Annotated in this window: 13 protein-coding genes; 3 read left to right on the forward strand and 10 right to left on the reverse strand. The window is 72.8% G+C overall.

Translation table 11 applies throughout. The annotated features are described in order from the left end of the window. Nucleotides 1–74 precede the first annotated feature (74 nt). The 5 genes from OG417_RS18930 to OG417_RS18950 are packed head-to-tail and all read right to left on the reverse strand — an operon-like array spanning nucleotide 75 to nucleotide 5,338. Nucleotides 75–1,235: an MFS transporter gene (locus OG417_RS18930; protein ID WP_329257501.1), complete on the reverse strand. Its 1,161-nt coding sequence runs from the start codon at nucleotides 1,233–1,235 to the stop codon at nucleotides 75–77. A 48-nt stretch (nucleotides 1,236–1,283) separates the two neighbouring features. Then, the gene (locus tag OG417_RS18935; protein WP_329257503.1) at nucleotides 1,284–2,525 is read right to left on the reverse strand and encodes an adenylosuccinate synthetase; all 1,242 of its coding nucleotides are present in this window, start codon (nucleotides 2,523–2,525) and stop codon (nucleotides 1,284–1,286) included. Between the two features lie 59 nt (nucleotides 2,526–2,584). After that, nucleotides 2,585–3,553, reverse strand: coding sequence for a hypothetical protein (locus OG417_RS18940; protein ID WP_329257504.1), 969 nt, complete (start codon nucleotides 3,551–3,553; stop codon nucleotides 2,585–2,587). 4 nt (nucleotides 3,554–3,557) lie between these two features. Further along, nucleotides 3,558–4,547, reverse strand: coding sequence for a molecular chaperone DnaJ (locus tag OG417_RS18945; RefSeq protein ID WP_329257508.1), 990 nt, complete (start codon nucleotides 4,545–4,547; stop codon nucleotides 3,558–3,560). Then, complete coding sequence (locus OG417_RS18950; protein ID WP_329257511.1) at nucleotides 4,544–5,338, reverse strand: NUDIX hydrolase; 795 nt, start codon at nucleotides 5,336–5,338, stop codon at nucleotides 4,544–4,546. The genes OG417_RS18945 and OG417_RS18950 overlap by 4 nt, the downstream gene beginning before the upstream one ends. Nucleotides 5,339–5,559: 221 nt before the next feature. Here OG417_RS18950 and ggt point away from each other — a divergent pair, with 221 nt between their 5' ends. The 3 genes from ggt (at nucleotide 5,560) to OG417_RS18965 (ending at nucleotide 8,746) form a co-directional block, all read left to right on the forward strand. Next, on the forward strand, nucleotides 5,560–7,371 hold the full coding sequence (gene ggt, locus OG417_RS18955) for a gamma-glutamyltransferase (RefSeq protein ID WP_329257514.1): 1,812 nt from the start codon (nucleotides 5,560–5,562) through the stop codon (nucleotides 7,369–7,371). A 106-nt stretch (nucleotides 7,372–7,477) separates the two neighbouring features. Continuing rightward, on the forward strand, nucleotides 7,478–7,801 hold the full coding sequence (gene cutA / locus OG417_RS18960) for a divalent-cation tolerance protein CutA (protein ID WP_329257515.1): 324 nt from the start codon (nucleotides 7,478–7,480) through the stop codon (nucleotides 7,799–7,801). Between the two features lie 105 nt (nucleotides 7,802–7,906). Next, nucleotides 7,907–8,746 carry an oxygenase MpaB family protein gene (locus tag OG417_RS18965; RefSeq protein ID WP_329257517.1) on the forward strand — a complete coding sequence of 280 codons (840 nt, stop codon included), beginning with the start codon at nucleotides 7,907–7,909 and terminating at the stop codon, nucleotides 8,744–8,746. A gap of 4 nt (nucleotides 8,747–8,750) precedes the next feature. Here OG417_RS18965 and OG417_RS18970 read toward each other — a convergent pair whose 3' ends face one another. The 5 genes from OG417_RS18970 to OG417_RS18990 all read right to left on the reverse strand — a co-directional run bounded on the left by OG417_RS18970 (nucleotide 8,751) and on the right by OG417_RS18990 (nucleotide 13,032). Beyond that, nucleotides 8,751–9,335, reverse strand: coding sequence for a hypothetical protein (locus tag OG417_RS18970; RefSeq protein ID WP_329257520.1), 585 nt, complete (start codon nucleotides 9,333–9,335; stop codon nucleotides 8,751–8,753). Next, entirely contained in the window at nucleotides 9,332–9,601 is a 270-nt protein-coding gene (locus OG417_RS18975; protein WP_329257522.1) for a hypothetical protein, read from the reverse strand. The genes OG417_RS18970 and OG417_RS18975 overlap by 4 nt, the downstream gene beginning before the upstream one ends. Before the next feature lie 70 nt (nucleotides 9,602–9,671). Further along, nucleotides 9,672–10,832 (reverse strand): epoxide hydrolase family protein, encoded by a 1,161-nt coding sequence (locus OG417_RS18980; RefSeq protein WP_329257525.1) that lies wholly within the window; start codon nucleotides 10,830–10,832, stop codon nucleotides 9,672–9,674. A gap of 27 nt (nucleotides 10,833–10,859) precedes the next feature. After that, complete coding sequence (locus tag OG417_RS18985) at nucleotides 10,860–11,489, reverse strand: alpha-amylase family glycosyl hydrolase (protein WP_329257528.1); 630 nt, start codon at nucleotides 11,487–11,489, stop codon at nucleotides 10,860–10,862. Next, nucleotides 11,473–13,032: an HAD-IA family hydrolase gene (locus OG417_RS18990; RefSeq protein ID WP_329257531.1), complete on the reverse strand. Its 1,560-nt coding sequence runs from the start codon at nucleotides 13,030–13,032 to the stop codon at nucleotides 11,473–11,475. The genes OG417_RS18985 and OG417_RS18990 overlap by 17 nt, the downstream gene beginning before the upstream one ends. Nucleotides 13,033–13,036: the final 4 nt, after the last annotated feature.

A 13,036-nucleotide genomic window follows, 5' to 3' on the forward strand; every position in this document is an offset into this window, starting at 1 on the left:
CGGACGGCTCGTCCCTCACCGGCCGCTCCGCTCGCTCGTCGGCTCGCCGCTCGTGTGGGATGGTCGCGCGCGCGTCAGTCGCGGGCCGCTCGCAGTGCGCCCGCGGGTACGGCGATGAGCGCGGTCATCGCGGTGACGAGCGTCAGCGCGACCGTCAGGGACGTGCCCTGCGCGACGAAGCCGATGATGGGCGGGGCCAGCAGCCAGCCGGCGTACCCGACCGTGGCGACGGCCGCGACCGCCGTGCCCGGGTCGTGGCCCGGTGTGCCGCCCGCGGCGCTGAACGTCAGCGGAACCACCGTGGCCATGCCGATCCCGAGGATGGCGAACGCGACGATGACCACCGCTGTCATCGGCACCAGGAGGCCGAGTGCAAGTCCGCCGGCACCGGTGAGCGCCGCCGCGCGGACGAGCCGGGCCGACCCGACCCGTTCGACGAGCCGGTCGCCCAGCAGCCGAGTGCCGGCCATGGCCAGCGAGAACGCGGCGTATCCCCAGGCGGCGACGTCCTGTGGGGCGTTCGCGGCGGTGTGGAGGTACACGGCGCTCCAGTCCGCGGCGGCGGCCTCGGCGAACAGTCCGCAGAAGATGACCGCGCCGAGCAGGAGCAGCCCGCGGTCGGGGATCGCGAAGACCTTCCCGGCGGCCGCCCGCGGCGCCGGGATGAGCCAGAACCCCGACACGAGGCTCACCACGCCCAGCACGATGCCGACGATGAGCAGGTGCGTCGGGGCGCCCATGTCGGCACGGGCGGCCAGGCCGGCGAGTCCGGAGCCGGTCAGGCCGCCGATGCTCCAGATGCCGTGCAGCCCGGACATGATCGAACGCCCGTACCTCTCCTGGACGACGACCCCGTTGGCGTTCATCGCGACGTCGAGCACGCCGCTGGTCGCGCCGAACAGCACGAGCGCCGCGAAGATCGTGGGCAGCGAGGGCGCGAACGCGATGAGCGAAACGCTCACCGCCATCGTGATGCCACCGATCCGCGTCATGCCCCGGCTGCCGAACCGCGCGATCAGCCAGGCGGCGACCGGCGCGGCGACCAGCCCGCCGACGGCGGCCCCCATCAGCGCCACGCCGAGCCCGGCGGATGACAGGTGCCGCGCCTCCTTGACCCAGGGAACGCGGCCGGCCCAGCTGCCCGCCGCCACACCGTGCAGACCGAAGGTCACGGCCACCGCCAGCCGCGCTTGACGGTCACGTCGGACAGGGGCGGTGACGGCGGTCATCGTCATGGGTCAATGATCGCGGACGGAGGGCGATGCGCCGACCGAACCGACGCGTCAGACGACCGCCTGAACCCGTCGTGCCGCGGCGTCTCCGCTGGTCGGATCGGCCTTGTCCCACGCCGTCGGACCGTAGGATCGGATCCAGACCGGAACGCCGAGGGCGTCCTCGATCGCACCGGCCGGATCGTCGCCCAGCGGTTCGTAGTGAGGACGCGCGGTCAGGAGCCGCTCGGTGAGCAGCGCCTGGCCGGCCAGGTCCGCGGCCGGGGCGATCCGGTCGGCGATGTCGTAGGCACCGCAGATGAGCGGGGCGGGCGCGTCGAGGTGCGTGACGGCCAGGGCGTCCGCGCCACCGGACACCGCGAGCGCGTACCTCAGCGCCACGGCGTCGAGGTGCCCCGTCCGGAACGCCCCCTGCCACCGGCCGTGCCGGTTGTGCGGCTCGGGCCGGTCGAGCCTCGGGTCCTCGGTCACGAACGGGCCCGGCCCGTGCCGCGTCTGGTACGCCCGCAGCACGCCCACCCGCCGTACGCCCCCGCCGCGCGCGGAGGGACCCGCCTCGTCGAGCAGTGTCTCGGCGTTCGCGAACGTCGTCGTCGACCACGTGGTGTACGGGTGGAAGCCGAAGCGCTCGTCCAGCAGCACGCCCTGCGCGCCCTCGAACACGACGGGGCCGCGGCGCAGCAGCCCCGGCAGGAATTCCTCCCCGGTGATCCGCACCCGGGACGCGAAGGCGGTGAACGCGGCGACGCAGTCCTCGACCGCCGGCACGTCGAGCGGCCCGAGCTCGTCGAAGAGGTGGTCGCGCAGGAGGCGCAGCCGGCGGCGCAGCCGCGCGGGGGAGTGGCAGTCGCCCACGCGAGGGGCCTCTTCACCGGCCAGGGCGTACGACGCGGTCTCGCCGATGCCCATGCCGCACGAGCCGTGCCGCAGCGCGGTGTCCCGCGCCCGGTTCGCCGCGCGGTGGTACGGCGTGGTGAGCAGCGCGTCGCGGTCGACGGTCAGCCGCTCCAGCGCGTCGCCGGCGCCGACGGCCGCCAGGTGAGCGGACTCCGCCGCCAGCGCGAGCGGGTCCACCAGCATGAACCGGGACAGGTGCGTCACCACGCCCGGCGTGAACGTCCCCGAGCCGAACTGAGCGAACGTGTGGTGCCGCCCGTCGGGGGTCACGACGTTGTGCGCCGCCTGCGCGCCGCCGTTGAACCGCACCACCGCGGCGTACGGGCCGCGGGCGCAGAGCCAGTCGACGACCGTGCCCTTGCCCGCGTCCCCGTACCCCAGATCGACGACGATCACGTGTTCGGCCCCGGAATCCCCCTTCGCCGGAGGAGGGACCGGGCGGGTGGCTCGCTCGCTCACAGGCGCGTGACGTCGGTGTCGGCCGGGTCGAGGCCGGTCGGGGCGGGCGCGACCGCGACCGCGCCGCGGCCGGCGCTCAGCGGGGCGAGGGCGCGGGAGACCGAGTCGCCGGCGCTGGAGCCGAACTCGCGCAGGTGGTCCAGGCCCTCGTCCAGGTCGACCGCGTCCTCGGCGAGGCCGACGGTCAGCGCGATCGTCTCGCAGACGGCGTCGAGGTCGTCCAGGCGGATGACGTTCTGGCCGAGGTGGCCGCGCCAGAAGTCGAGCAGGCGGCCGTCGCGGGAGTGGCTCGCGCCCTCGGGGATGATGAAGTACACCTCGAACCTGCGCTTCAGCTCGGCGATGATCGACGCCAGCGGGACGTCCTCGCCCGGCTCGCCGCCGATGACGCGTCCGATCTCCCGGGCCTTCACCTTCGGGTAGGCCAGCTCGTCGCCGATGAGGAACAGGTAACCGCGCCGTCCCCGCTTCTCCAGGCAGTCCATGGCCGTGTGCCGCGCCATGAAGTACATGGCCAGCTCGTACGACTCGGTCATCTGACCGCCGCCACCGCCCTCGAGCAGGATCTTGCCGAGGTCGTCCTCCATCCGGTTGTCGGACTCGAACTGGCCGACCTGCAGGGGCGCCCGGTCGCAGGTCGCGTCGCCCACGGCGCCGAACAGGATCTGCGGGTGCTCGACGTACCCCTTGCGCATCAGCAGGCCGAGCAGGTCCGGCAGCTTCGACTGCAGGGTGCGCGGCACGGTCAGCATCGACCCGGTGACGTCGAACAGCACGGCCAGCGCGAGCGACTCGGGGTGCTCGTCGCTGTCGCGGCTCTCGCGCACGGTCACGCCGTACGGGTCGAGGTCCTCGTGCACGGTGCGCGCGCCACTGTCGCTGTAGGCGAACGCGCTGATGCCGTTGGCCGCCCGGTAGTGGGCATTGGCGTTGAAGACGTCGGTGGACCAGTTTCCGCTTCCCATTGGTTCAGGTTCCTTTCGTCGAGGTGGTGGCAGGCAGGTGGAACGGCCGGAAACGGCGCGGGCCGTACAGCCGTTCGAGCAGTTCGTCGAGCTCGGTGAGCAGCCGCCAGGCGTCCTGCGGCCGGCGGTGCGGCGCCGGGAGGAGGCAGCCGCGCGCGAACGCCCGCAGCGCCCTGGGCGCGCGATCGGCCATGAGGTACGTCATGCAGCGGGTGGCCATGAAGATGTCGGTGCCCTGGCAGGCCGTCTCGCGCGCGGGGACCTCCGGCGGATACCAGCCGGCCCGGCGGGGGACCATGGCCGGCACCCGCCCGCTGCGGTCCGGGTGACAGCCGGGCACCGCGTAGCACCAGTCGACCAGCACGAGGCCGTGCTCCTCGGGGTGGATCAGCACGTGCTCGGGCAGCACCGCGCCGTGCAGCACGCCGGCCCGGTGTGCGAAGCCGAGCCCGACCAGCAGCCGCCGCCACATCCACGCGACGTCGCGAGGGTCCACGCCGCCGGGGTGGGCGGCGCGTACGTCGGTGAGCGGGTGGAAGCCGTCCAGGCGGGCGATGGCGTTGACGCGGCGTTCGGTACCCGTCGCCTCGTCGCGGTGCCGGAAGCTCTCCAGCAGGCGCGGGACGTACGGCAGGAACCGCCCGTCGCCGTCCTCGGGCAGCTGCCGCAGCGCGACGGCCTCGCGTTCGAGCAGGTCGTTCACGCCCGGGCCGCGCGGGATCTTGACCATCGCGTCGCCCGCGTCGTACAGGTTGGCCAGGTCGCCGCGGACCGGATCGGCCCCCAGCGTGTAGGTGGCGCGGCGCGTGCGGACCGTCACCGGCCCGTACGCGCGCCACAGCGCGGTCAGCCGGTCGAAGGCCGCACGCGGGCCGCCGGCGTCCGGGTGGACGAGCCGGACCAGCCGCCGGTACGCGCGGGGGCCGTCGGCGCCGAAGAGGTCGGCGGGCGTCCGCGCGGTCTCGATGAGGCGCACGGCCTCGGCCCGGATCATCGGATCTCCTCCTCGCGCGAGGGCCGCAACAGGGCGGGGTGGAGCAGGCGGGCGTCGCCGGCGCGGTAGAGCCGGGCGCGCGGGCCGCCGCGGCGGCCACCGCGATCGGAGGTCGCGCCCGTGCTCTCGACGAACCCGGGCACCGACAGGACCTTGCGGTGGAAGTTGCCGGCGTGCAGCTCCTCGCCCCAGACGGTCTCGTAGACGGCCCGCAGCTCCGGGATGGTGAACTCCGGTGCGCAGAAGGTGGTCGCGAGCGCGGTGTACTCCAGCTTCGAGCGGGCCCGCTCGAGCCCGTCGGTGAGGATGGCCGCGTGGTCGAAGGCCAGCCGCCGGGTCGTGCCGGGCCGCTGTGAGCCGTGTCCCGTCAGCCCGAGGGACGGCACGGGCGTCCACGCCGCGTCGGCGGCGTCACTGCCCGCCCGGGGCTCGGGCATCTCGGGGGCGAAGGCCAGGTAGGCGATGGAGACGACGCGCATGCGCGGGTCGCGCTCCGGCGCGCCGTAGGCCGCGAGCTGCTCCAGGTGGACCCGGTCCAGGGCGTCCGCGTGGACGCCGGTCTCCTCGGCGAGCTCGCGCGCGGCGGCCGCGTCGAGGCCTTCGGCGTGCGCGCCGCTCCGGACGAATCCGCCGGGCAGCGCCCACCGGCCCTCCTGCGGCGGCACGCCGCGCCGGACGAGCAGCACGTGCAGCGCGCCGTCGCGGATGGTCAGCGCCACCACGTCGATGGCGACCGCGACGGGGTCGTAGGCCCGCGGGTCGTACGCCGCGAGGAACTCCTCTTCACTCATGAGTCCTTCTCACTCTGAGTAAGTCTCTATCTGAGAACAACGTACGTCACGGGTAGATCGCTTGTCGAGTCCGTTTTCGCGGCGGTTTGTGGTGGGGTGCGGGTCTTGGCCTGTTCCGGACCGTGGCGAGGGCTAGCGGGCGATCTTGTAGATCTCCGGCCCCCGGAATGGCACAGTGGGGGGCGCGTTCCTCGTGAAGCGCCGGACGATCAGGAGACGCAATGCGCCGACCCGCCGCCGTCATCGCACTCGCCACCGCCGCACTGGCGACGCTGGTGGTGCCCGCCCAGGCGCGGCAGCCCGCCGCCCACGCGCCGAAGGACCAGAAACAGGCGGTCGCGGTCGGGTACGGGGGAGCGGTCTCCAGCGTCGACCTGGACGCCAGCAGGAGCGGCATCGAGGTGCTCCGGCACGGCGGCAACGCCGTCGACGCCGCCGTGGCCACCGCGGCCACGCTGGGCGTCACCGAGCCGTACGTCTCGGCCATCGGCGGAGGCGGCTACTTCACCTACTACGACGCCCGCACGCGCAAGGTCTACACCTTCGACGGCCGGGAGACCGGCCCGGCGAAGATGACCAAGGACTTCTTCATCGACCCGAAGACCGGCAAGCCGCTGTCGTTCGACGAGGCCGTCACGAGCGGGCTGTCCGTGGGCACGCCGGGCACGCTCGCCACCTGGGACTCCGCGCTGCGCCGCTTCGGCTCCCGCCGCCTGGGCGACCTGCTCCAGCCCGCGATCAAGGTGGCGAAGAACGGCTTCACGGTCGACCAGGAGTTCGTCGACCAGACCACGGTCAATGAAGACCGGTTCAAGGCCATCGTGCCGACGCGCGAGCTGTTCCTGCCCGGCGGTGAACCGCCCGCGGTCGGCTCGACGTTCCGCAACCCGGACCTCGCCGCGACGTACGAGCAGATCGCCAAGAAGGGGCTCGGCTGGTTCTACGGCGGCGAGCTGGGCAAGGAGATCGCGAACACGGTCCAGCATCCGCCCGTGGACCCGAACGCCACACGGAACGTACGGCCCGGCGTGGTGCAGACCTCCGACCTGGCGCGCTACAAGGTCGTCCGGCGCGACCCCACGCACGTCGACTACCGCGGGCTGGACGTCTACGGCATGGCGCCCTCCTCCTCGGGCGGTTCGACCGTGGGCGAGGCGCTGAACATCATGAAGCAGTTCACGCCCACCGACCCGGTCGACGCGCTGCAGGTCTACCTCGAGGCGTCCAAGCTCGCCTACGCCGACCGCGGCGCGTACGTCGGCGACCCCGCGTACGAGAACGTCCCGCTCAAGACGCTGCTGTCGGACCGGTTCGCCCGCTCGCGCGCCTGCCTGATCAAGCCCGGCCAGGCGCTGACGCCGCCGGTCGCCCCCGGTGACCTGAACGGGGAGGGCTGCACGACCCCGTCGGGCTCCGGCCAGCGGCTGCCGTACGAGGGTCCGCAGACCACGCATCTGGTCGCCACGGACAAGTGGGGCAACGTCGTCTCGTACACGCTGACGATCGAGCAGTTCGGCGGCAGCGGGCTCACCGTGCCGCACCGCGGGTTCCTGCTGAACAACGAGATGACCGACTTCGACTTCACCTCCTCCACTCCCGCCGGTTACACCGACCCGAACCTGCCCGCCGCCGGCAAGCGGCCGCGCAGCAGCATGGCGCCGACGATCGTGCTGAAGAACGGCCGCCCGCTGCTGGCCGTCGGCTCGCCGGGCGGTTCGACGATCATCACGACGGTGCTGCAGATCCTGATGAACCGCATCGACCTCGGCATGACGCTCCCGGAGGCGGTCGAGGCGCCGCGCGCCACCCAGCGCAACACCGCCCAGACCGCCGCCGAGCAGGCGTTCATCGACAAGTACGGCGCGGCGCTGAAGGCCAAGGGGCAGGACTTCGTGCTGTTCCCCGGCCCGCCGGCGGGCGTGATCGGCTCGGCCGCGGCCCTGGAGTTCCTCGGTGGCGGCAAGGTGGAGGCGGTGGCCGAGAAGGTCCGCCGCCACGGCGGCAGCGCGCTGGTCGCCGTCCCCGCCCGCTGACCCCGGGGCCGCCCGGCGGCCGGGAGAGAGGCCGTCGCGTGCGATCTCCCGCCGCGGGATCGGACCTGGCCACGGAGCTACGATCAGCGGGGAAGGGAGTCGCTGTATGGCCGAGGCGTACGTCCAGGTGACGACGACCACCGATTCGCGCAAGGAGGCCGCCGAGCTCGCCAGGGCGGCGGTCACCGGGCGTCTCGCGGCCTGCGCCCAGCTGGTCGGCCCGATCGCCAGCACGTACTGGTGGGAGGGGGAGATCGAGTCCGCCGAAGAATGGATGGTGCTGTTCAAGACCACCACCGACTGCTTCGCGGACCTGGCCGCTCAGATCACCGAACAGCACTCGTACGACACGCCCGAGATCATCGCGACTCCGGTCGTGGCGGGCAGTGCCGAATACCTGTCCTGGGTGCGGGAGCAGACGACCGGGTGAGCTGATCCTCTGGGGCCGGTCGGGGTGTGACGCCTGCCATGAGAGGGTAATAAGTCAGTACTTATCAATGTTTCGTCGGCGTCTGCCCCTCGAGGACGGTGAGCGGTGAGCGAGGACTACGGCCTGTTCGGTCCCGGCTCCGTGACCTGGCGCGTGATGGCCGAGCCCGTACAGATGATCGGCGGCTTCCGCGCCCTCATCCTGCAGGCGCTGCACCCGCCGTCCATGTGGGGCACCGCGCAGAACTCCGAGCTCATGGACCCGCACGCCGCCTGGGCTCGCCTCGGCCGCACGATCGAGTTCGTCCGCGTCCGCACGTACGGCACGCACGCCGAGGTCGAGCGGGTCGGCCGCCGGGTGCGCAACCTGCACTCACGGCTGAGCGGCCTCAACATGGACACCGGCGAGGTGTTCCCGGTCGACGCGCCGGAGAACCTCCTGTGGGTGCACATGGGAGAGGTCGACTCCTACCTCGACGTGGCGCTGCGCGCCGGCGTGCCGCTGTCGCGGGCGGACGCCGACATGTTCGTGGACGAACAGCGCCGGTCCGGCGCGGTCGTCGGCCTGGACCCGGCCGACATCCCCGCGTCGGTCGCCGAGATGCGCGACTACTACGCGGAGATGCGGCCGAAGATCTATGCCTGCCGGGAGGCGAAGGAGGGGCTGCGGCGGCTGTTCAACCCGACCGTGCCCCGCCAGTGGCTACCGCTCAAGCTGGCCGCCCCGGGCATCGCGACGCTCGTCGTGGCGACCCTGCCGCGCTGGGCCCGCCGCATGTACGGCCTGCCGGCCACGCCGCTCGAGGACCTGTGGGCGACGACCTGGCTGAAGGCCCTGTACCGGGGCACGCAGGTCGTCCCGGAGGCCTGGCGTTACTCCCCGGACGCCCGCCGGGCGCGCGAGCTGACCCGCGAGAGCGGTGCGGACCTGGCCGCCGCCTCCTGAGTTCTCACTGTTCGGCGGGTTCGTTCAGGCGGCGTTTGTAGTAGGCCCAGGGCGAGTCGAAGTCGGACGGGACGATGAGCTGCCACCCTTCCTCCTCCATGAGGCGCCGGCGGCGGCGCGACGGCCACCACAGCCGCCGGTGCTCCCACTTGCGGGGTGAGGCCTCGACGAGGTGGAAGAGGTAGCCGTAGTCGACGACGTGCCAGCCGCGCCGGCCCTCCTTCTCCAGCGCCTCCATCTCGTTGAAGGCGTGCAGCGGCTTGAGCACCCTGCGGGCGGGGCCGTCGCCCGGGGCGGAGTCCGTGCGCTCGGTGGCCGGGAGGCCGAAGCGCTGCTGGGCGGCCTGGCGGCTGATGCCCAGGAGCCGTCCGAGGGCCTCCCAGCTGTGCCCCGCGGTGCGGGCGCCGGTGATCGACTGGCGCAGCAGCCGGCTGGTCTCCTCCGCGGCGACGGTGGACGCGGCGACCATGAGCAGGTGGGCGTCCGGGTCGTCCTCGAGCCCCTCGCGGCCCTGCTCGGAGGCGGCCAGCACGGCTTCGGCGGCGGCCTCGCGGATGGCGTTCGCCTGGTCGTCGGTGAGGCGGCTCACTGCGGGTTCCCCTCCCCGTCCTCGACCGGGGGAAGCGGCTCCAGCTCGTCCAGGCGGGCGGCGTCGGCGGTGGGCACGGCGGTGTCGCGCGTCCTGGCGGCCGCTGTCACCACGCCCACGACGAAGATCGCGAACGCGACAACGGCGAAGAGGATCCACAGCGCGAGGCTGTCGAACACGGCCTGCATCGCGAGCAGGATCCCCAGCAGCGGCAGCAGGACGGACATGATCAGTAGCCCGGGGAAGCGGGAGGCGTCACGAGTCATGTCGTCAAGAATTCATTGACATCGGCCTCACGTCAAGGATTTGTTGACACTTCTCCCGGCTCGATCGTCGTCAGCGGACCAGGCGGAAGAAGGCGCGGACCTCCTCCACGAACAGTTCGGGCTGCTCGAAGGCGGCGAAATGACCGCCCCGGTCCAGCTCGTTCCAGTGCCGGATGTCGGTGAAGCGCTTCTCCGCCCACCGCCGGGAGGGACGGGGGTTCTCCTGGGGAAAGATCGAGCATCCGGCCGGGACGCCGACCTGATCTGTCGTCGCGTCGGCGAAGAGCCGCTGCACCTGTTTGAAGCTCTCCCAGTACAGCCGGGCGGCGGACGCACCGCTCCCGGGCAGCCAGTAGAACATCAGGTTGTCGAGGAGTTCGTCCCGGGTGAGGGCGTTCTCCGGATGGCCGTCACAGTCGGTCCAGGAACGGAACTTCTCGATGATCCAGGCGCACAGCAGCGCGGGGGAGTCCACCAGGCCGTACCCGATGGTCTGCGGCCGGGTGGACTGCTCCAGCGAGTACCCGTCCTCCCACGCCTGGGCCTGCTCCAGTGCGCCGAGAGCGGCGCGCTCGGCGTCGGTGAGGTCGCCGAACGTGGCCGGATCCGGCGCGGCCAGGGGCGGCGTGAGATGGATGCCGGCCACGTGCGCCGGGTCCTCCCGGCCGATGATCGTGGTGATCGTCGTGCCCCAGTCGCCGCCCTGCGCGCCGTACCGGTCATAGCCCAGCCGCGCCATCAGCTCGACCCAGGCGGCGGCGATCCGCTCCACGCCCCAGCCCGGTCCGGCCGGCTTGTCGCTGAAGCCGTAGCCGGGCAGCGAGGGGCACACCACGTGGAACGCGTCGCTCGCCCGGCCGCCGTGGGCCGTCGGGTCGGTCAGCGGACCGATCACCTTGAGGAACTCCACGATCGACCCCGGCCAGCCGTGGGTGAGGACGAGTGGCAGCGCGCTCTCGTGCGGCGAACGCACGTGCAGGAAGTGGATGCCGAGCCCGTCGATCGTGGTGCGGAACTGCGGCAGGGCGTTCAGCCGCCTCTCGGTGGCCCGCCAGTCGTACTCCTCGGCCCAGTAGCGGCACAGGCGCCGCAGGTAGTCCAGGGGGACGCCCTGAGACCAGTCCTCGACGGTCTCGCTCTCGGGCCAACGCGTACGGGCCAGCCGGTCCCGCAGGTCGGCCAGCTCGGACTCCGGGACGTCGAGGCGGGTCGGGGTCACTGCATCGGACATGTCGCCTTCCTCCGTCGAATGGCGGCGTCATCGGGTGGCCAGCACGAGCGCCTGGTACGGGGCCAGCCGGACGCGGCCGGTCCTCGGCCGATCGGGGTCTACGGCCGGGTCGTCGGTATCGAACACCGCCGCCGCGGACAGGTCCACGTCGGTCACCGGCGTGTCACGCAGGTTCGCGACGGTCCAGAGGCCGCCCCTGCGGTAGGCGGCGACCGGCTTGTCGAGGGCGATCCGGCTCACCTCGTCGGTGGCGGCCACGAGGTGCGCCAGCCGGCGTCGTGTGGCCAGCAGCCGGGAGAGGGTGTTCAGGTGGGACGCCGGGTCGTCCACCTGACCCGCGACGGTGTCGGGCTCGCCGCGCCCGCCGTCGGGCAGCCACGGCCGTCCGGTGGTGAAGCCCAGTCCCGGGCCCGGTCGCCACGGCATCGGGGTGCGTGCGACGTCGCGGCTCTCGCCCGGCTCGGCGGCGCCCAGCGGATCCGCGCCGCGCCCGACCGGCACGTGGCCGTCGCCCAGGCCGAGCTCTTCGCCCTGGTAGAGCCAGAACGTCCCCGGCAGAAGCGCCATCAGCACGTGCAGCGCCAGCGACCGGCGCCGGCCCGGCGTCCCGTCGCCGAACCGGGTCACCGCCCGGGACCGGTCATGGTTGCCCTGCACCCACGAGAGACGAGACGACGCTGTCGCCGCGGCACAGGCCGAACCAGAACGACGAGTGGAGCCGTTCGCCATCGACGAAGCGCGCCAGCGCATGGGGATCGAGCTCGTACACCTCGCCGACGAGAAAGGCGTCATGCCGGTCGGCGATTCGCCGCCAGCGTTCGTGGACGGCGTGCACATCCGGCTGATGGATGTCATGGCGGTGGTCCTGGCGGCGCCAGTCCATCGTCACTCCTCGCGCCGGCAGGATCCGACCCGGCGGGAGCGAAGGGTTGTCCCGCAGGTCCGCGTCCTTGACGAGGTACGCGGCGGTGTCGACCCGGAACCCGTCGAGCCCACGATCGAGCCAGTACTCCAGGACCGCGTCGATCTCCGCCGCGAGCGCGGGGTCGCGCCAGTTCAGGTCGGGCTGCTCCGGACGGAACAGGTGGAGGTAGTACTGGCCGGTCGCCGGGCTGAAGGTCCACGCGGGGCCGCCGAAGTGGGAGAGCCAGTTGTTGGGCGGCCCGCCGTCCGGCGCCGGGTCCCGCCAGATGTAGTGGTCGCGGTGCGGGTCGGTCCGGGAGGAGGCGGCCGCGGTGAACCAGGGATGGGCGTCGCTGGTGTGGTTGACGACCAGGTCGCCGATCACCCGCATCCCCCGGCGATGCGCCTGGGCGAGCAACTCGTCCAGGGCGGCCTCGCCGCCGAACGACGGGTCCACGGCGCGGTAGTCGGCGACGTCGTAGCCGTGGTCGCGCATCGGCGAACGGAAGAAGGGGGTCAGCCACAGAACGTCGACGCCCAGCCGGGCCAGGTGGTCCAGGTGCGAGCACACTCCGGCCAGATCACCCCAGCCGTCACCGTCGCCGTCGGCGAACGACGGCAGATAGACCTGGTACCCCACGGCGTCGCGCCACCACGGCCGTACGCGTGAGCGCTCCAGCAGGGAGGCGAGCCGGCCGAGATCGGGCAGGCGGAGATCGCCGTCGAGCCCCCGCAGGGCGGCGGTGGGCATCCCGGCGGCCCGCCCGGCGGCGAGCCCCGGCGGGGAGTCCTCGACCACGAGGCAGGCGGACGGCGCGATGCCCAGCAGGGCCGCGGCCCGCAGGTACCCCTCGGGGTCGGGCTTGGCCGCCCGTACGTCGTCGAGCGTGACCAGCACCGGCGGGTCGATGCCGGCCGCGTGGAGCCGTTGCTTGGCCAGCCGGTCGTCGGAGGTCGTCACCACCGCCCAGGGGAGCCCCATCCGGTCCAGCGCCGCGAGCAGGTCACGCGCGCCGACGGCCGCCGTGACATCGGAGGCGTCGTCGTACTCCAGTTCGTACTGGCGCTGTGCCGCGGCCCTCACCGCCTCCTCGCCGAGTCCGGGCAGCAGCCTCCGGGCCGTACGGACCGCCGGATGGCCGTGCGCCGCCGTGAGTACCGTCTCGACGTCCAAGCCGTACTCGCCGGCCCAGGCCGACCAGGCACGCTCGACGGTGCCGTCGGAGTCGACCAGAGTGCCGTCCATGTCCAAGAGCACGCCCTCGACTCTCGCGAGGTCCAGCCGTCCCTGTCCCACAGCG

It is taken from the genome of Actinoallomurus sp. NBC_01490, assembly GCF_036227085.1.
Classification (GTDB): Bacteria; Actinomycetota; Actinomycetes; order Streptosporangiales; family Streptosporangiaceae; genus Actinoallomurus; species Actinoallomurus oryzae.